The sequence below is a fragment of the Brevundimonas intermedia genome, assembly GCF_004614235.1.
In the GTDB taxonomy this organism is placed as follows: domain Bacteria; phylum Pseudomonadota; class Alphaproteobacteria; order Caulobacterales; family Caulobacteraceae; genus Brevundimonas; species Brevundimonas intermedia_A.
Genome location: NZ_SPVH01000001.1, coordinates 173,802 through 191,218, shown reverse-complemented (window position 1 = coordinate 191,218; position 17,417 = coordinate 173,802). Strand labels below are relative to the sequence as shown.

The 17,417-nt window shown below is 67.9% G+C and carries 19 protein-coding genes; 10 read left to right on the top strand and 9 right to left on the bottom strand.

The genetic code is table 11. The features are described from left to right. Positions 1–18: 18 nt before the first annotated feature. Positions 19–1,224 carry an MFS transporter gene (locus tag EGY25_RS00870; protein WP_135193175.1) on the top strand — a complete coding sequence of 402 codons (1,206 nt, stop codon included), beginning with the start codon at positions 19–21 and terminating at the stop codon, positions 1,222–1,224. Positions 1,225–1,242: 18 nt separating this feature from the next. On the opposite strand, the gene trmFO is transcribed toward EGY25_RS00870, so the two are convergent. Continuing rightward, the gene (trmFO, locus tag EGY25_RS00865) at positions 1,243–2,634 is read right to left on the bottom strand and encodes a methylenetetrahydrofolate--tRNA-(uracil(54)-C(5))-methyltransferase (FADH(2)-oxidizing) TrmFO (protein WP_135193174.1); all 1,392 of its coding nucleotides are present in this window, start codon (positions 2,632–2,634) and stop codon (positions 1,243–1,245) included. A gap of 76 nt (positions 2,635–2,710) precedes the next feature. Between trmFO and EGY25_RS00860 the strand changes: the two genes are divergently transcribed. Further along, positions 2,711–3,502, top strand: coding sequence for a hypothetical protein (locus tag EGY25_RS00860; RefSeq protein WP_135193173.1), 792 nt, complete (start codon positions 2,711–2,713; stop codon positions 3,500–3,502). Positions 3,503–3,505: 3 nt separating this feature from the next. Here EGY25_RS00860 and EGY25_RS00855 read toward each other — a convergent pair whose 3' ends face one another. Genes EGY25_RS00855 through EGY25_RS00840 form a run of 4 tightly spaced genes read right to left on the bottom strand, consistent with a single transcriptional unit; the run spans position 3,506 to position 5,745 of the window. Further along, positions 3,506–3,925: a hypothetical protein gene (locus EGY25_RS00855; RefSeq protein ID WP_135193172.1), complete on the bottom strand. Its 420-nt coding sequence runs from the start codon at positions 3,923–3,925 to the stop codon at positions 3,506–3,508. 16 nt (positions 3,926–3,941) lie between these two features. Further along, positions 3,942–4,598, bottom strand: a complete 657-nt coding sequence (locus tag EGY25_RS00850) for a 3-oxoacid CoA-transferase subunit B (protein WP_135193171.1) — start codon at positions 4,596–4,598, stop codon at positions 3,942–3,944. A 2-nt stretch (positions 4,599–4,600) separates the two neighbouring features. After that, entirely contained in the window at positions 4,601–5,044 is a 444-nt protein-coding gene (locus EGY25_RS00845) for a hypothetical protein (protein ID WP_135193170.1), read from the bottom strand. After that, complete coding sequence (locus tag EGY25_RS00840) at positions 5,041–5,745, bottom strand: CoA transferase subunit A (RefSeq protein ID WP_135193169.1); 705 nt, start codon at positions 5,743–5,745, stop codon at positions 5,041–5,043. Before EGY25_RS00840 ends, EGY25_RS00845 begins: the two co-directional genes overlap by 4 nt. Positions 5,746–6,079: 334 nt before the next feature. Between EGY25_RS00840 and EGY25_RS00835 the strand changes: the two genes are divergently transcribed. The 7 genes from EGY25_RS00835 (at position 6,080) to EGY25_RS00805 (ending at position 13,372) form a co-directional block, all read left to right on the top strand. After that, complete coding sequence (locus EGY25_RS00835; protein WP_135193168.1) at positions 6,080–7,108, top strand: SAM-dependent methyltransferase; 1,029 nt, start codon at positions 6,080–6,082, stop codon at positions 7,106–7,108. A gap of 21 nt (positions 7,109–7,129) precedes the next feature. Beyond that, positions 7,130–7,543, top strand: a complete 414-nt coding sequence (locus EGY25_RS00830) for a DUF2177 family protein (RefSeq protein ID WP_135193167.1) — start codon at positions 7,130–7,132, stop codon at positions 7,541–7,543. Positions 7,544–7,644: 101 nt separating this feature from the next. Continuing rightward, positions 7,645–8,898 carry an oligosaccharide flippase family protein gene (locus EGY25_RS00825; protein WP_167762440.1) on the top strand — a complete coding sequence of 418 codons (1,254 nt, stop codon included), beginning with the start codon at positions 7,645–7,647 and terminating at the stop codon, positions 8,896–8,898. Continuing rightward, the gene (gene glf, locus EGY25_RS00820; protein WP_135193165.1) at positions 8,882–10,030 is read left to right on the top strand and encodes a UDP-galactopyranose mutase; all 1,149 of its coding nucleotides are present in this window, start codon (positions 8,882–8,884) and stop codon (positions 10,028–10,030) included. The genes EGY25_RS00825 and glf overlap by 17 nt, the downstream gene beginning before the upstream one ends. Continuing rightward, positions 10,027–10,941: a glycosyltransferase family 2 protein gene (locus tag EGY25_RS00815; RefSeq protein WP_167762439.1), complete on the top strand. Its 915-nt coding sequence runs from the start codon at positions 10,027–10,029 to the stop codon at positions 10,939–10,941. The genes glf and EGY25_RS00815 overlap by 4 nt, the downstream gene beginning before the upstream one ends. A 35-nt stretch (positions 10,942–10,976) precedes the next feature. Continuing rightward, positions 10,977–12,164: an O-antigen ligase family protein gene (locus tag EGY25_RS00810; protein WP_135193163.1), complete on the top strand. Its 1,188-nt coding sequence runs from the start codon at positions 10,977–10,979 to the stop codon at positions 12,162–12,164. Next, positions 12,140–13,372: a glycosyltransferase family 4 protein gene (locus tag EGY25_RS00805; RefSeq protein WP_135193162.1), complete on the top strand. Its 1,233-nt coding sequence runs from the start codon at positions 12,140–12,142 to the stop codon at positions 13,370–13,372. Before EGY25_RS00810 ends, EGY25_RS00805 begins: the two co-directional genes overlap by 25 nt. Here EGY25_RS00805 and EGY25_RS00800 read toward each other — a convergent pair. The 3 genes from EGY25_RS00800 to EGY25_RS00790 all read right to left on the bottom strand — a co-directional run bounded on the left by EGY25_RS00800 (position 13,312) and on the right by EGY25_RS00790 (position 16,059). Further along, positions 13,312–14,373: a glycosyltransferase family 4 protein gene (locus EGY25_RS00800; protein ID WP_135193161.1), complete on the bottom strand. Its 1,062-nt coding sequence runs from the start codon at positions 14,371–14,373 to the stop codon at positions 13,312–13,314. The genes EGY25_RS00805 and EGY25_RS00800 overlap by 61 nt on opposite strands. Beyond that, positions 14,366–15,466, bottom strand: coding sequence for a glycosyltransferase family 4 protein (locus tag EGY25_RS00795; protein ID WP_135193160.1), 1,101 nt, complete (start codon positions 15,464–15,466; stop codon positions 14,366–14,368). Before EGY25_RS00795 ends, EGY25_RS00800 begins: the two co-directional genes overlap by 8 nt. A gap of 131 nt (positions 15,467–15,597) precedes the next feature. Beyond that, positions 15,598–16,059, bottom strand: coding sequence for a peptidylprolyl isomerase (locus EGY25_RS00790; protein ID WP_135193159.1), 462 nt, complete (start codon positions 16,057–16,059; stop codon positions 15,598–15,600). A gap of 73 nt (positions 16,060–16,132) precedes the next feature. Between EGY25_RS00790 and EGY25_RS00785 the strand changes: the two genes are divergently transcribed. Continuing rightward, complete coding sequence (locus EGY25_RS00785) at positions 16,133–16,843, top strand: RlmE family RNA methyltransferase (RefSeq protein WP_135193158.1); 711 nt, start codon at positions 16,133–16,135, stop codon at positions 16,841–16,843. 4 nt (positions 16,844–16,847) lie between these two features. Here EGY25_RS00785 and EGY25_RS00780 read toward each other — a convergent pair whose 3' ends face one another. Continuing rightward, on the bottom strand, positions 16,848–17,399 hold the full coding sequence (locus tag EGY25_RS00780) for a DUF2061 domain-containing protein (protein ID WP_135193157.1): 552 nt from the start codon (positions 17,397–17,399) through the stop codon (positions 16,848–16,850). Between the last annotated feature and the right edge of the window lie 18 nt (positions 17,400–17,417).

The window sequence follows — 17,417 nt, the reverse complement described above, 5'->3', positions numbered from 1 at the left end:
TCAGTGGGAGTCCTCAACATGACCGCACGACCTGACGCCGCGCCGACGCGTGGCGCGTCGCTACTGTTGCTGGCGGTCATCGTCGCCCTGGCGCTGAACCTGCGTCCGGCGATGGCGGCGGTCGGGCCGCTGCTGGACCTGATCGAAGGCGCGACGGGCATGGGTTCGACCGCGGCCAGCCTGCTGACCACCCTGCCGGTTCTGATGATCGGTCTGGGCGCCCTGTCGATCCGGCCGTTGCGTCGGCGACTGGGCGAGCGGCGCGGGGTCTTGCTGGGCGCGCTGCTGATCGGCGGGGCCTGCCTGGTTCGGGCGGTGCTGAGCGATACGGCGGGCCTGATCGCCAGTGCGGCGGTCGTCGGGGTCGGCGTGGCCCTGATCCAGGCCCTGGCGCCGGTCGTCATCAAACGGGCCTTTCCAACCCGGTTCGGCACGGTCATGGCGCTCTACACCACCGGCATCATGGGCGGCGCGGCCATCGCGGCCGCGACGGCGGCGGGCCTGGCCGAGGCGGTCGGTTGGGCAGGAACCCTGGCGCTGTGGAGCGTGCCGGCCTTTGCGGCCGCGATCATCTGGCTGGCAGCGTCACGCGATCCGGCGGCCGAGGAGCCGAACCGCACCGCCGTGGTCGAGGCGACGGACCCGGAGCGTCCCTTCTGGCGTCAGGGCCGGGCCTGGCGTCTGATCCTGATCATGGGGCTGGGCACGTCGGCCTATACGCTGGTGCTGGCCTGGCTGCCGCCCTTCTACATCGATCTGGGCCAGCCGAGGGCGACGGCGGGCTATCTGCTCAGCGGCATGACCGGCGCCGAGGTCATGGCGGGCCTGCTGGTGTCGATGACCATCGGACGGTTCCCGGATCGGCGCGGGCCGATCCTGACGGCGCTGGTCCTGGCCCTGATCGGTCTGGCGGGACTGGTGGTCGCGCCGGTCAGCCTGGCGGCGCCGGTGGTGCTGGTCCTCGGCCTGGGGATCGGCGCCGTCTTCCCGCTGAGCCTGATCCTGGCGATGGATCAGATCGACGATCCCGCGCGGTCGGGCGACCTGCTCGCCTTCGTTCAAGGCGGCGGCTACATCATCGCCAGCCTGTCGCCGCTGGGCGCCGGTCTGCTGCGCGATCACATGGCCGACCTGACCCAGGCCTGGGTGCTGATGGGCGGCGGCGTGATCCTACTGGGCGTGATGACGCTGGGGTTCCGGCCGGGCCTGCCCAAGCTGCGTTGAGCGACCCGGCCTGCGAGGTCAGCCCGCGTCGCGCCAAGCCTTCAGGCTTTCCATCGCCCGGATGCTCATCAGGCGCTTCTTGGCCCGGCCGCGTTCCTTGAGCGGGATCTTGACGCCGGCCTCGTCCATCTTGGGCGCCTCAAGCGGGGGCAGCAGGCCGTAGTTGATGTTCATCGGCTGGAACTTGGAGCCTTCCAGATGCCCGCCGGTGATGTGCTCGACCAGGGCGCCCATGGCGGTCTCGGGCGGCGGGGGCGACAGGTCGCGGCCCAGAGCTTGCGCGGCGGCGAGGCGGCCGGTCAAAAGGCCCATGGCGGCGCTCTCGACATAGCCCTCGACCCCCGTCACCTGACCGGCGAAACGCAGGCGCGGCATGGCCTTGAGGCGCAGCTGACGGTCCAGCAGGTGCGGGCTGTTCAGATAGGTGTTGCGGTGCAGGCCGCCCAGACGGGCGAACTGGGCGTTCTGCAGGCCGGGGATCATGCGGAAGGTCTCGGCCTGCGCGCCATGCTTCAGCTTGGTCTGGAAGCCCACCATGTTGAACAGGGTGCCCAAGGCGTTGTCCTGGCGCAGCTGGACGATGGCGTAGGCCTTGACCAGCGGATCGCGCGGGTTGGTCAGGCCGACGGGCTTCATCGGGCCGTGACGTAGGGTTTCGCGACCCCGTTCGGCCATGACCTCGATGGGCAGGCAACCGTCGAAATAGGGGACGTTCTCCCACTCCTTGAACTCGGCCTTGGGCCCGCCGATCAGGGCGTCGATGAAGGCGCTGTACTGGTCCTTGTCCATCGGGCAGTTGACGTAGGCGGCGGCGTCGCCGCCGGGGCCTTCCTTGTCATAGCGCGACTGACGCCAGGCGATGTCGAAGTCGATCGAGTCGGCGTGGACGATGGGGGCGATGGCGTCGAAGAAGCTGAGGCTCTCCTCGCCGGTCGCCTTCAGGATGGCCTCGGCCAGGGCCGGGGAGGTCAGCGGGCCGGTGGCGACGATGACGTTGTCCCAATCTTCCGGCGGCAGGCCGGCGATCTCTTCGCGGACGATGATGATCAGGGGATGGGCCGACAGCTTTGCGGTCACGGCCTGGGAGAAGGCGTCGCGGTCCACGGCCAGGGCGCCGCCCGCCGGCACCTGATTGATGTCGCCGCAGGCCATGATGATCGAATCGAGGGCGCGCATCTCGGCATGCAGCAGGCCTACGGCGTTGTGCTCCCAGTCGTCCGAGCGGAACGAGTTGGAGCAGACCAACTCGGCCAAGCCATCGGTGTGGTGGGCGTCGGTCTTGACGCCGGGCACGCCGCGCATCTCGTGCAGGATGACGGGGACGCCGGCGTTGGCGATCTGCCATGCGGCCTCGGAGCCGGCCAGGCCGCCGCCGATGACGTGAATGGGGGAGGGGGAAGAAGCGGTCATCGCGGCCTTCTAGCGGGCGGGTGGCGCGGTGTCATGGTCCCCTGCTATATCCGCCGCCGGTAATCGGGGGCGAGATTTGGACGGGCATCGGGTTCTGCGACTGGGCGAGACGTTGCGGGCGACGGTCCATGCCCTGCCTCGCCTGTGGCGCGGGGCCTGGGGCGCGATCCTCGCCGCCTCCGTGGTCTGGAGCATCCAGCCGCTGGCGGCGGGCGCGGCGAGCCTGATCTGGGCGCCGTTCGGTCTGGTCGTGACGCTGGTGCTGGCCGGGGCGCTCGGCCGGATCGCCATCACGGAGGACTTGCTGCAGGCGCGGCGGCTGGGCCTAGGGCCGGCGGGTCTTCAGTTCGGCCGGCCGGAGCTGCGCCTGCTGGGCGCGGGCCTGCTGTGTGCGGTCTTCCTGGCCATGATCCTGTCGGTGGTCGCCCTGGCGCTGCTGGCCCTCTTCGGCATGGCCGAACTGAACGCCCAGGCCATCGAACTGCGTCAGTGGAGCGCGGTCGGTCCGGTCTGGAAGCTGGCCCTGCTGGCGCTGGTGACGGTCTTCGCCCTGTTCGCCATCGTCGCCTTTACGGTTCGGCTGTCGCTGTTCGCACCGGCGACGGTGGGACGCGGGCATATGGTGTCGCTGCAAAGCATGAGCATCGCGCGCGGCGCCTTCTGGCCCTTGCTGGTCGGCTTGGTCGTGACCGCAGCGCCCAAGATCGCGCTGGTGCTGTTGTGGGGCGTCGGGCTGCTATCGGGACAGGCGGGATGGGTCGTCTTTGCGGTCGTGCTGGCAGGCGTTCAGTTTCCGCTGACCATGGCCCTCGTCGGTCGCGCCTATCGCCAGCTCGAATCCTGGACCGCACTGGAAGGGAAGGCGTAAAGCCTATCGCAGCCAGCCGGCGACCTGCGCCTCCGCTCGGCGGTCGCCTTCATCCAGGTTCTCGATCACGCCAGGATGGCGTTTTGCAAGGTCGCGACATCGGGCTTTCACGCGAACCAATGCCTGGGGAAGGCGGATTTCCATCTCGTCGCGGGGAAGATCGCGCTCGGAGGTCAGGTCGAGATCGGCCTGCTCGCGTTCGACGCCGTCGTCAAAGGCCATACGCCACTGGCCCCAATGCCAGCCGGCCTTGATGGCGCGCCCCAAGGAATCGTGCTCGATCTCGGACGCCCGGTCGGGACGCGTGTCGTATCCGATGTCCGCGCAGACCTGCAGAGCTGCGCTCATGCGACCGATGCTGCGCCCCTCATCGACGACTTCCGCCTCCGTGGTCATCAGTTGACCGATCAGCAGGATGATCACGGAGACGGACATCGCTTCAGACTGCTTCGAGGCGGTCTGATACGGTGTAGGCGGCCTCGGTCTTGGCGGCGACCTCGTCCAGGGTGACGCCGTCGGCCAGTTCGACCAGCTCAAGGCCCGCGCCGTCCGGCTTGACGTCGAAGGTCGCTAGGTCGGTGATGATGCGGCTGACCACGCCCGTGCCTGTCAGGGGCAGGGTGCAGGCTTTCAGCACCTTGGACTGGCCGTGCTTGTTGGCGTGTTCCATGACCACGACCACGCGCTTGACGCCCGCGACCAGGTCCATGGCCCCGCCCATGCCCTTCACCAGCTTGCCGGGGATCATCCAGTTGGCGATGTCGCCGTTCTGGGCCACTTCCATCGCGCCCAGGATCGACAGATTGATATGGCCGCCGCGGATCATGGCGAAGCTGTCGGCGCTGCTGAAGTAGGACGATTCCGGGATCTCGGTGATCGTCTGTTTGCCGGCATTGATCAGGTCGGGATCCTCGTCGCCCTCATAGGGGAAGGGGCCCATGCCCAGCATGCCGTTCTCGGACTGCAGGGTCACGGTCATGCCGGCCGGGATGTAGTTGGCGACCAGGGTCGGGATGCCGATGCCCAGGTTCACATAGAAGCCGTCCTGCAGCTCCTGGGCGGCGCGTTCAGCGAGTTGTTCGCGGGTGCGGGGCATAATCAGGTCCTCATGGACAGTGTGGGCCAGGCCTTGATCGTTCCGATCAGGAACGCCAGGCCCAGCACCAAGACGATTAGAGACGAGACGGTGATGAAGGTCGGGCTGTGCTCCGCCCTCCAGACACCAGGCACAAAGGCCGCAGCGGCACGCAGCAACAGAACCAGGGTTATGGCGATCAGGCCGATGCGTAGCAAAGGCGGACGGGGCGCCTGGCCCGCTGCGGCGAAGGCGAAATAGGCCCAGCCAAACAGCACGATGGCGATACCTGCCGTCATGACGTGCGGTTGCCAGCGCCCCTGCTCGACAGCACGCGCCATGCCTTCGCCGGCCCCAAAGAACCGATACCAGCCCGGCCCGCCAACGATACAGGCCAGATGCGCCACACCGGCCGCGATGCTGCCCGCGCCTGCAAGCCAAAGTGCGGGATTGGCAGGCGGTGTCACGCGACCTCGCGCGTGCGCACTGTCCGCTGTTCGATGCGCTTCTCGGACACGGTCTGGACCAGGCGGTCGACGTAGATGCCCGGCGTGTGGATGTGGTCGGGGTCGAGCGAGCCGACGGGGACGATCTCCTCGACCTCGACGACCGTGACCTTGCCGGCCGTAGCCATCATCGGGTTGAAGTTGCGGGCGGTCTTGCGGAAGACCAGGTTGCCGCGCTCGTCGGCCTTCCACGCCTTGATGATGGAGAGGTCGGCGATCAGGCCGGTCTCCATGACGTAGTCGCGGCCGTCGAAGTTGCGGACCTCCTTGCCCTCGGCGACCAGGGTGCCGACGCCGGTGGCGGTGAAGAAGGCGGGGATGCCGGCGCCGCCGGCGCGGATGCGCTCGGCCAGGGTGCCCTGGGGATTGAACTCAAGCTCCAGTTCGCCGGCCAGATACTGGCGTTCGAACTCCTTGTTCTCGCCGACGTAGGACGAGATCATCTTGGCGATCTGGCGGGTGCCGAGCAGCTGGCCCAGACCGAAACCATCGACCCCGGCGTTGTTGGAAATGACTGTCAGCCCCTTGACGCCGCTGTCGCGCAGAGCGGCGATCAGGTTCTCGGGAATGCCGCACAAGCCAAAGCCCCCGGACATGACCGTCATGCCGTCGAAGGTCAGCCCCTCCAGCGTGGACGTGACGTCAGCGTAGATCTTTCCCATCGCTCTCCCTTTTTCATTGCCTGATGAATATCGGCGCTTTGACCACGCCTAACGCGGGGACAGGCAGGGGGCAAGACGCGGCGTCGATCCGACGCGGCGATTTCAGACGGTCGGCTGCGACAAACAGGGTGCAATCTGTGCACTTCGTCCAAAATCCCCCGTCGTGGCGCCGAAAAAACAGGGTGCAAAGTGTGCACTTCGTCTGAAATCGTGCAGGCTCGGACCTGATGTCGGCATCGTCGGCGCGTCGTTCAAGGGCGGATGCATCCGCCGAAGGCGGGGCGGCGTATTCCATGACACCTGCAAGCTCCGCCCGATCGCCAAGGACGTCTTTATGAATCTGACCAATGTCGCCATTCGCCAGCTTCAGGACGCGCCGTTTCCGGATTTCGTGACTCGTCCGGCGATTGACAGCCTGGTGACGGAGGCGCGCAAGCGGCTCGATCGCGACGGACCCCACGACGAGGCGGCGTTCGCGCACGAGATGGCCCAGCGCGCCATCGCCGAACACACCGATGCGGCGAACCAGCAGCATTACGAACTGCCGCCCGAGTTCTTCCAGCTGTGTCTGGGCAGGCGGCTGAAATACTCCTGCTGCCTTTATCCCACCGGGCGCGAGACGCTGGACCAGGCGGAGGAGGCGGCGCTGGCCGAGACCTGCGCCCATGCCGAGCTGATGGACGGGCAGACGATCCTGGAGATGGGCTGCGGCTGGGGTTCGCTATCGCTTTGGATGGCCGAGAAATATCCAAACTCGAAAATCACGGCGGTGTCGAACAGCCATGGGCAGCGCGGCCATATCGAGGCTCAGGCGGCGCAGCGGGGCCTGACCAACCTGACGGTCATCACGCGCGATATGAACGCCTTCGAGACCGAGCAACGGTTCGACCGCATCGTCTCGGTGGAGATGTTCGAGCATATGGCCAACTGGCGCGCCCTGCTGACCAAGGCGAGGGGCTGGCTGAAGGACGACGGGCGGATGTTCATCCACGTCTTCACACACCGCGACGCCCCCTATCGGTTCGACCACACCGACAGCGGCGACTTCATCGCCCAGCACTTCTTCACGGGCGGGGTGATGCCCAGCCATGGTTTGATCCGTCAGTTCCCCGACCTGTTCGCGGTCGAGCAAGAATGGACCTGGAACGGCGGTCACTACGCCAAAACCGCGAACGACTGGCTGGCGAACATGGACCGCAACGCCGAGCGGGTCGCGGTGTTGATGCGCGAGACCTATGGCGACGACGCCAGACTGTGGACCCGGCGCTGGCGGCGTTTCTACCTGGCGACCGCCGGTCTGTTCGGCAACGACGAGGGCCGCACCTGGGCGGTCAGTCACTATCGACTGAAACCGGCCGCCTGAAACCCAACTGAGGATACGAGCATGATCAAATATGTCGCGGCATACCTCGGGGCGGGCCTGACGTTCGCCGCCATCGACTTCGTCTGGCTGACGACCATGACCGACCGGCTCTACAAGCCCGTGCTGGGGCCGATCATGGCGGACAAGCCGGACATGAAGGCGGCGGTGGCCTTCTATCTGATCTCCATCGCGGGAACGGTCTTCCTGGCCATCGCTCCGGCCCTGAAGGAAGGGAACTGGACGCGGGCGGCGATTAACGGGGCGGTCCTGGGCTTCGTCGCCTACGCCACCTACGACCTGACCAATCAGGCGACGCTGGCGGTCTGGCAGACCAAGCTGACGATCATCGACCTGATCTGGGGCACGACCTTGACCATGGTGTCGGCGACGGGCGGCTATTTCGCCGCGCGCTGGGCCGAGGGCCGTTTCGGCTGAAGAGGGTGTCCGACGCCACGCTTGCGAACATGGTTATGCGTGTCTAAACATCACCCCTGAGTTGAGCGCGGGGGCGGCAGTTGGGAGAAGGCGGTCACCGATTGCTGTCTGCGCGGGGCGTGGCCGACGCCGGCTGGCTGTATGGCGCCCATGTCGCCCGGTATATCTCGCCGCTGTTGCTCTATCCAGTCCTGACCCGACGGCTGGGGCTGGACGGGTTCGGGGTCTATGCGGCGGGGATCGCGCTGGCGCTGATCGTGGCGGTGGTGGTCGATTACGGGCTTTCGATCTCGGGTCCGCGCGACATCGCCGGGACGATCGAGGGGCGGGGCGTCATCGTCGGTCAGGCGCTGGCGATGCGCGGCGTGCTGGCGGCGCCGGCCGTCGTCGGCGGCGTCGGTCTGGCGATGATCAATCCCGTTCTGGATGGCGCGGGCTTCGCCGTGGCGATGGCGATCCTGTTGGGCGTAGGCCAGGGCGCCAGTCTGTTGTGGTTCTTTCAGGGGATTCGCGATCCGGCGCCGGCGGCGATGCTGGAGGTCGGGTTCGCCCTGGCGGCGACGGTCGCAGTGCTGGCGTGGCCATCCTTGTCCGTCGGCGGGGTGATGGCGGTTCAGGCGGCGGGCGTCTGGGCCGGGGCAGCCGCAAGCGCATTGCTGCTGTTTCGACGTCATGGGGTGACGGCGCCGGGGCGCGGGTTCATGCGGCGGGCGCTGGTCGAGGGCGCGCCTCTGTTCGCCAGCCGTGCGGCAGTCGTCGCCTATACGGGAGCGGGGGTTCTGATGGTCGCGGCCCTGGCCGGGCCTGTACAGGCGGCGCTTTACGGCGTGGCGGACCGGCTGGTTTCGGCGTCGGGATCGTTGATGCGGCCGCTGGCCGGACTGATCGCGCCCCGGATCGCCGGTCTGCTGGTCGAGGATGCGGGGGCGGCCTTTCGCACGGCGCGGTGGGTGTTGGGGCTGTCGGCAGCGGGGTTCATTGTCTCGGCGGCGGGTCTGACGCTGGCGGCGCCGATCCTGGTGCGGCTGCTTTTCGGACAGGGGTTCGCGCCGGCGGTCGAGGTGCTGAGGTTGCTGGTCTGGGTTCTGCCGCTGGTGGCGATCAGCCAGGTGCTGGGGCTTCAACTGATGACGCCGCTGAGGATGGATCGGCGGTTCGCCGTGATCGTGGGGGTGGGATGCGTGGCGACATTGGGACCGGCGGTTCTGCTGGCGCCGCAGTTCGGGGCGGCAGGCATGGCGTGGGCGCGGATCGTTGGTGAGACGGCGGTGGTGCTCGCCTGTCTGTTCGGTCTGAAGGCGCATTGGGGCGCGTTGTTTCAGACCCGCGGGAGGCGTGATGTCCAGGCGGTATGACTGGCTGATCGTCGGGGCGGGCTTCACCGGGGCGGCGGTCGCCGAGCGGCTGGCGCGCGGGCTGGATCAGACGGTGCTGCTGATCGACCGGCGCGATCATGTCGGCGGCAATGCCCATGACCGGCGCGACGAGGGCGGGCGGCTGATCCATCCCTATGGGCCGCATGTGTTTCACACCAACAGCGCGCGTATCTTCGACTATCTGGGCCAGTTCACGGCGTGGCGGCCCTATTTCCATCGGGTTCGGGGGCATGTGGACGGGCGGCTGGTGCCGGTGCCGTTCAATCTGGACTCGATACGGCTGCTGTTTCCCGAACGGATGGCGGAACGGCTGTCGGACACGCTGGTGCAGAGGTTCGGTTTCGGCGCGCGGCCCAGCATCCATGACCTGAGACAGGCGACGGACGATGCGGACCTGAGGTTCCTGGCGGACTATGTGTTCGACAAGCTGTTCGCGAACTACACCGCCAAACAGTGGGGCGTGGCCGCCGACGCACTGGACGCGTCGGTCCTGGCGCGCGTGCCGGTCGCGATCAGTCGGGACGACCGATACTTTGTTGATCGTTATCAGGCCATGCCGCGCGAAGGGTATGGGGCCCTGTTCGACCGGCTGCTGGATCACCCCAACATTCATGTGTCGCTGAACACCGGCATGGATCAGGTCGGGGCGCAGACGTGGGACCGCATGGTCTATTGCGGCGCGCTGGACGACTATTTCGGACGGTCGGCGGGGGCCTTGCCCTATCGCAGCGTGCGGTTCGAACATCAGATCGTCGATGTGGAGCACGGCCTGCCGGTCGGGACCGTCAACTATCCCAACGAATTTGACTTCACCCGCATCACCGACTTTCGCCATCTGACCGGCGAGCGGGGCGCGACGACGGCGACCGTGACCGAATATCCGGTCGCGCACGAGATGGGGGTGAACGCGCCCTATTATCCGGTCCTGTCAGAGGCCTCTCGCGGGTTGGCGGCGCAGTACCGGGCGATGGCGGCGACGCTGGCGGGCAAGGTCTGGTTCGCCGGGCGGCTGGCGGACTTTCAGTATTATAACATGGACCAGGCGGTGGGTCGTGCGCTGAGCTTGGTCGAGAAATCGCTGGCGCCGGCTGTGGCCAGGATGGCGGCGTGACGGGTTCGGTATGGGCCGTCGTGGTGACGTGGAACCGGCGCGCGTTGCTGGAACGCTGTCTGGCGCACCTGATCGCCCAGACGCGTCCGTGCGACGGGGTGGTGGTGGTCGACAACGCCAGCGACGACGGCACGGCCGAGATGCTGGCCGACGCCTGGGCCGGCAAGGCGCTGGTGGTCCGGATGCCGGTCAATACCGGCGGGGCCGGCGGGTTCAACGCCGGGGTCCGTGCGGCGATCGAAGCCGGGGCCGACCAGGTCTGGCTGATGGACGACGACGTGCTGGCCGCACCCGATGCGCTGGAGGCGCTGTTGCGCGCCGAGACGATGCTGGACGACGAGGACGTGACGCCGGCCTTTCTGTGTTCCAGCGTGCGCTCGCCGCAGGGGCATCTTACCAATACGCCGGAGATCGACCGACGGCGGAATGTGCTTGGCTATCCCAACTGGGGCGAGCGGCTGGAGCAGGGGTTGATCCCGGTGCGCCAGGCGACCTTCGTGTCGGTGCTGGTCAGCCGCGCGGCGGTGACGCGGCACGGCCTGCCGCTGGCGCCCATGTTCATCTGGGGCGACGATACGGAATATACGTTGCGCCTGTCCCGGGAAGGGCCGGGTTATCTGGTCGCCGCCAGTCGCGTGGTGCATGTGCGCGCCGCGCCGGGGCATCTGACCATCGAGACCGAGGCCGATCCGGGGCGCGAGCGGCTGCATCGCTATCTGACCCGCAACGTCATCCTGGCCAAGCGGCGGCATGAGGGGCGGGGCTCGGCTTTGCGCTATGTCGCGTCGCGTTTGCGGATCGCCGGCCGGTTGGCGTTGCGCGGGCGCTGGCGCAAGGCCGGGGTGCTGATGGCGGGGGTCGTGGACGGGGCGCGGTTCGATCCGAAGGTCGAGCATTGCACGCCGTCGTGAGCGATCGACGAGGGGCGACGCCAAGGTGGTCACAGGTGGGCGCGGCTTACCAGCAGACGGCGCTGGTTCTGTTGGGGCTGGGCGTGACGCTGCCGATCTTTCTGGCTCCGGGTCATGTCAGCGGGCCGCGGCTGGGGGATTTGGAGCTGGCCGTCGCCCTGCCGTTGGCGGTGATGGAATGGCGGCGGATGACGCCGGTTCTGAAGGCGGCCGGTCCGGTCGCGGCCGCGTTTCTGACGATCACTCTGTTGCTGCAAGCGTCGCGGGTCGGCGAGCGGCTGAACGCCGGGGACGGGGCGTTCTGGTTTCGGTGGATCGTCGCGGCCCTGGTCGCACCGGCGGCGGCGAGTTTGATCGTCAGGGACGAGCGACGGCGGCGGCTGTTCTTTGCAGCGATCCTGATCGGCGCGGCCTGTCATCTGGCGACCTATGGCCTGGCGCTGCTGGTCGGGTTGGAGCGGTTGCAGGATGTGGGCTTGGCCTCGGCGCGCGCATTGCTGACCACGACCGCTGCTCAGGTCCGGCTCACGACCCTGGCCGAGCATCCGAACGCGGCGATGGCGATGATCGGCCTGGCGGTTCCGTCGGGGGTGATCCTGGCGGGTCGTCGCTGGGCGGTGCGGGCGACGACGTGGGGCGGGACCGGTCTGGCTGTCCTTGGCTTCTTCAGCACCCTGTCGAGAGGCGGGATGGGGGCGGCGGTTCTGGCGGGGCTGGCTCGCATCGTCGTGGGATGGCGGTGGCGTGAGCGGATCAGGCCGCTGGGGGTGGTGCTGGTGGTGTGCGTGCTGGCGGCTGGGTTGTCGGCGCTGCAGACCGGGCGTTTCGATATCGATAGCGGGCGGTTTGCAGGGCGGTTCAACCGGGCGACGCTTGAGGACAATCTGGCGGGGCGGATGCTGACCTGGCGGCGGACGGTCGATCTGGTTGTCGAACGGCCGATGGGCGCGGGCTGGTCGTCGGCGGACGAGATGGGGCCGTTTCGGGCGCTGTCGGTCAGTCACAACGGCTATCTGTTCATGGCGCGGACGGTGGGAGTGATCGCGGCCCTGGTCATGCTGGGGCTGCATCTGTGGTCGGCGGCGCGGCTGGACTCCCTGACGCCGCTGTCGGTCTATCTGCTGGCGACGGTGTTCAGCGAGGACCTGACGCAGGGGGCGGGGTTCGTCTTCCTGTCGTGTCTGGTCGCGGCGCTGGCGTGGCGAAGGCCGGTGGCGCCGTGAGGGTGCTGATCGTCAACACCCTGTATCCGCCGGCCCAGGTCGGGGGCGCGGAACGCAGCGTAGCGCAGTTGGCGCAGGGGCTGGTGGGGGCGGGGACCGATGTGTCGGTGCTTACGCTTCAGTCCGGACGGGAGACGGTCGAGGCGGTGGTCGGGGGCGTTTCGGTGCATCGCCTGCCGTTGAAAAATCTCTATTGGCCCTATGACGGCGAGCGTCGGTCGCCGGTTCGGCGCGCCATGTGGCATGGGCTGGAGGCCGCCAATCCGTGGATGGATGGGGCGGTCGATCGGGTCGTGGAGCGGGTGCGGCCCGACCTGATCCATCTGCATCTGACGACGGGGTTTTCGCTGTCGGTCTATCGGGCGGCGGCGCGACGAGACCTGCCGCTGGTGCAGACGCTGAGGGACTGGTCGATGATGTGCGCGCGGGCGTCGATGTTTTGGCGCGAACGGCGCTGCGAGCAACGGTGCGGATCGTGCGCGGTGCTGACGTCGGGCAAGCGGGCTCGTGCGCAGGCGGTAAATCATGTGATCGCACTGAGCCGGCCGGTGCTGGAGACGCATCAGGCCGCCGGATATTTTCGGGACGCGGCGGCGTCGGTGATCGGCAATGCGGCGTCGGAGGCGGTGGTTGCGGCTCGGTCGTCGCTGGCGGACGATCCGGTCGTGACGTTCGGCTTCATGGGGCGGGTCGAGCCGGAAAAGGGGATCGAAGTCCTGTTGCGCGCGGCGACGGGGCTGGAGGGCGACTGGCGGCTGAGGATCGCAGGGCGGGGCGAGGCGTCTTATGTGGAGGGGTTGAGGCGGGCCTATGCCGATCCGCGCATCGTCTGGCTGGGGCAGGTGGAGGCGGCGGACTTCTGGCCTGCCGTCGATGTGCTGGTCGCGCCGGCCGTCTGGGCCGAGCCGTTCGGGCGGGTCGTGGTCGAGGCGGTGCAGCAGGGGCGGGGCGTGATTGCGTCACGCATCGGCGGTCTGCCCGAGGCGGCGAGCGGGGCGGGAGCGGCGACCCTCGTGGAGCCGGGGGACGAAGACGCGCTGGCGCGGGCCATGGGCAAGGTGCTAGCGGAGCCGGAGCGTTGGCGGTTCGCCGGAAGCGGCGCGCCGACGTGGACCGAAACCTCCATCATCGACGCCCACAGGGCGATCTATCGCCAGGTGCTGGTCAGAAGGTCGTCTAGGATTTCGGCCGAGCGGGACCAGGAATAGAGCGCGGCGCGTCGCAAACCGGCCTCGCGGCGGGCTGGGTCTGTCGCGGTCAGCAGGCGGGTCATATGACCGGCCAGGGTCGCGTCGTCGTGGGGGGCGAAATAGAGGGCGGCGTCGGCGCAGACCTCTCGCGTCGCGGCGATGTCCGAGGCGATGACCGGGCAACCATGGACGAAGGCTTCCAGCGGGGGGATGCCGAAGCCTTCGTAGAGGCTGGGAAATATGAGGCCGCGCGCGCCGCGGAGCAGGGCCGCGATCTCGACGTCGGAACGCCGGCCGGCGAAGATGAGACGCGGGTCGGTCTGGATGGTCGGTTGATCGAAGATTTTAGGCGCACGTGCGCCGATCAGGACCAGGCGAACGGTCGGGTCGGCAAGGCGGGCGAGGGCGCGGATTGCGACGGCCAGATTCTTGTTCGGCGTCAGATTGCCGAGGGCCACGAAATAGGGGCGGCCCGTCAGGTCGAACCTCTCGATGGCAGCGGGGTCTGGCATGATGTTGCGAAGATGGTCGGCGCTGTTCGGGGCCGCCGTGATGTCGGCGGGCGGCAGGTTCAGCGCCGTCGCCAGCTCTCGGCGGGAGAACTCGGACACGGTCGCCAGTCGAGCCTGGCGCGCCAGCAGTCGGCCGAGGATGCGGTGGAAGGCGGCGTAGCCCCGGCGGAAATGTTCGGGATGGCGGAAGACGGCGGCGTCATGGATGACGACGATCTGCCGGGGATGCAGAACGGGACCTGAGCCGCCCAGCGACAACAGGCGGCCGTGGCGCGCGGCCCAGGCCAGGGCGGTCTGTTCCCACAGGTGGTCGCGTCCGCTCGGCACGGTCTGGACGGGGAGGGTCGTGAGCTGAAGATCGTCGGCGCCGACGGGCGTGAGCAGGACGTAGCGGTCGGCGGCGTCGGGACGTCTGTCCAGGGCGCGGACGATCTCGCGGGCATAGCGTTGCACCCCGCTCATGGGTTGGGTCAGGAAGCGGCCGTTGATGAAGAGGGGCTCAGCCACCCAGGCGCCGAAGGGCGAAGGCGTCGCGGTAGATCTGGACCGTCTGTTCGGCCATGCGCGACGCACACAGAGCGGTCCCTGCGACGGGCAAGGGGACGACGCGGCTTTGCAGTGCAGCGAGCATCTCCTGGGCCAGGGGGTCCGGCGCGGCGTCCTGGGGCAGGCGGTCGATGCGGGCGCCGGCCTGGATCAGGCAGGCGACGCCGCCGACGTCGGTGGTCACGATCGGCAGGCCCAGGGCGGCGGCCTCGATCATGGCGTAGGCGCCGGCCTCATAGCGGCTGGTCATGACGAACAGGTCGAAGCCCGCCATCAGGGATCGGGCGTCGCGGCCGCCCATCAGCCGCACGGCCCGGCCGCCCGCAGCCTCGACCGCCGGGGCCAGGTCGCCGTCGCCGATCAGGACGCCGACGACGCGCGGGTCGGCGGCGTTGGCCCGACGTATGGCCTGGGCGAAGCGGACGGGATCCTTCTGCTCGCAAAGCCGACCGACGAAGCCGACCGCGAGGGCGTCGGCGGGGAGGTTCAGCGCCCGTCGGGCCGCCTGACGATCTGTGGACGGCAGGGCGGCAAGGCCGTTGGGGACGACGTGGAGGCGATGTGAAGGCAGGCCCCAGCGGCGCGCGACGGCGGCTTCCTCGTCGGAGACCGCGATGACGGCGGCGCCGCCCGCTTGCACCAACAGGAACTCCGCGATGCCGGCGGCGGTCTTCGACAGACTGGGCGGCCCCATCATCGGCAGGGCGTGGGGGGTGTAGATGCGGGCGGCGCCGGGGGCGTGGGCCAGGCGAACCAGGGCGCCGGCCTTGGCGCTATGGCCGTGCACGATCTCGAACGGGCCGAGACGCGCGATCAGGCGATTGAGCGCGTGAAGACAGGCGATGTCCCACGGACCGACGCCTCGCCGCATCGGCAGGCGTTCGAGGGCGTGCAGAGAGAGGGCGGCGACCTCGGTATGAAACCAGGCCTCGGCGCGTCGCGGCGAATAGATCAGGGAAACCTGATGGCCGCTCTGGATCAGGGCGCGGGCCAGATCGACCACGTGACGCCCCGAGCCGCCGCCGGACGGCTCGATGACCAGAAGAATACGCAAGGATGTCGTCCCCCGACGATGGCTCAGTCTCGCAACTGAAAGCCATCGCCGGGAAACGTCAAGATTGCGCACATTCTTGTTGCGCGAAATCTAATCCGAGTTGGACGAAGTCTAACTCTGCCGATTTCGCTTTAGTTGACCGTCGCCTTGACGATCTTGCCGGGGGCGCGCGGCGGCTCGCCCTTGGGCAGGGCGTCGACGTGTTCCATGCCGGATTCGACTTCGCCCCAGACGGTGTACTGGCGGTCCAGGAAGGTGGCGTCGTCCAGGCAGATGAAGAACTGCGAGTTGGCGCTGTTGGGATCGGACGTGCGGGCCATCGAGCAGACGCCGCGCTTGTGCGGCTCGGCCGAGAACTCGGCCTTCAGGTTCGGCTTCTTGGAGCCCGAGGTGCCGGTGCCGGTGGGATCGCCGCCCTGGGCCATGAAGCCGGCGATCACGCGGTGGAAGACGACGCCGTCATAAAAGCCTTCCGAGGCCAGTTCGGTGATGCGTTCGACGTGGCCGGGGGCCAGGTCGGAGCGCAGCTTGATGACCACGTCGCGGGCTTCGCCGTCGCCGGTGTCCAGGGTGAAGGTCAGGGTTTCGGCCATTTCGGTCGTCCTCTTGGGGGTTGATTTGAGGCGGGACATAGCCCGCAACGCCGGTCGGGGCTATGTGGGAACGATGAGTGAAGACGAAAAGCCCCAAGAACGCCGCCGCATGGTCAAACCGCCCACGGGCGGCACCGCCGCCGGACGCGGCATGGGCACCAAGATGAAGACGGCCGACACCAAGTCCATGTCGAGCCAGCAATGGATCAAACGGCAACTTGCCGACAAATGGTCGGAGAAGGCGCGGGCCGAAGGTTGGCGTTCGCGCGCGGCCTTCAAGCTGATCGAGATCGACGACAAGTTCCGGCTGATCAAGCGTGGCTCTAAGGTCATCGACCTGGGCGCGGCGCCCGGCGGCTGGATCCAGGTGGCGGTCAATCGCGGGGCGGGCGCGGTGGCGGGCGTGGACCTGCTGATGATCGAGCCGATTCCGGGCTCTACGCTGTTGCAGGCCGACTTCACCCATCCGGGGGTGGACCAGCAGCTGATCGACGCCATCGGCGGGGCGCCGGACCTGGTGCTGTCGGACATGGCGCACAACACGGTCGGCCACCGCCAGACGGACCACCTGAAGATCATCGCCCTGATCGAGATCGCCGCCGACTTCGCCATACGCACCCTGAAGCCGGGCGGAAACTTCGTGTCCAAGAACTTTCAGGGCGGCGACGCCGGCGGGGTTCTGGCGCGGCTGCGCGAAGAGTTCGAGACGGTGAAATACGTCAAGCCGGAATCGAGCCGCAAGAATAGCGCCGAGGTCTTCCTCGTGGCGCTGAACAAGCGCTGAGGCGTCAGGCGGTCGCCGTGCTCTCACGCGCCCGGCGGTCTTCGATCCTGGCCCAGATGCGGTCGTGCAGGGTGAAGAAGACGGTCTGGACCAGCGGTTCGATCATGCCGATGGCGAGGGCCGTGCGGATGTCGTTTGTCAGGGCGTAGGCGACCGTGACCGCGACGGCGAAGTGCATGACGCCATAGGTCACGGTCTTCAGCGCGACCTGTTTGAAGGAGCGGGGCAGGGCGTGGCTGTGGCCGCGATGACCGTGGGCGTCGTGCGAACGCTGCTGCTCCTCGGGCGACATGATGTCGAGGCGGGCGGTGAAGGCTTCCGTCGCCTCTTCGATATTGGACGCCATCCGTCGGCGCTCGACCTTGTGCCAGACGCGGTCGTGGACGGTGTAGGCGATGGTCTGGAAGATCGGCTCGACCATGCCCACGGCTAAGGCGATGCGCCAATCCCGCGTGATGGCGAAGGCAACCAAGATGGCTACGACAAGGTGCATGACGCCATAGCTGGCGATCTTCAGAGCCAGTTTGCGCGCGGTGCTGAGGATGACGCCGACCATGCAGGGAGAATGGTAATC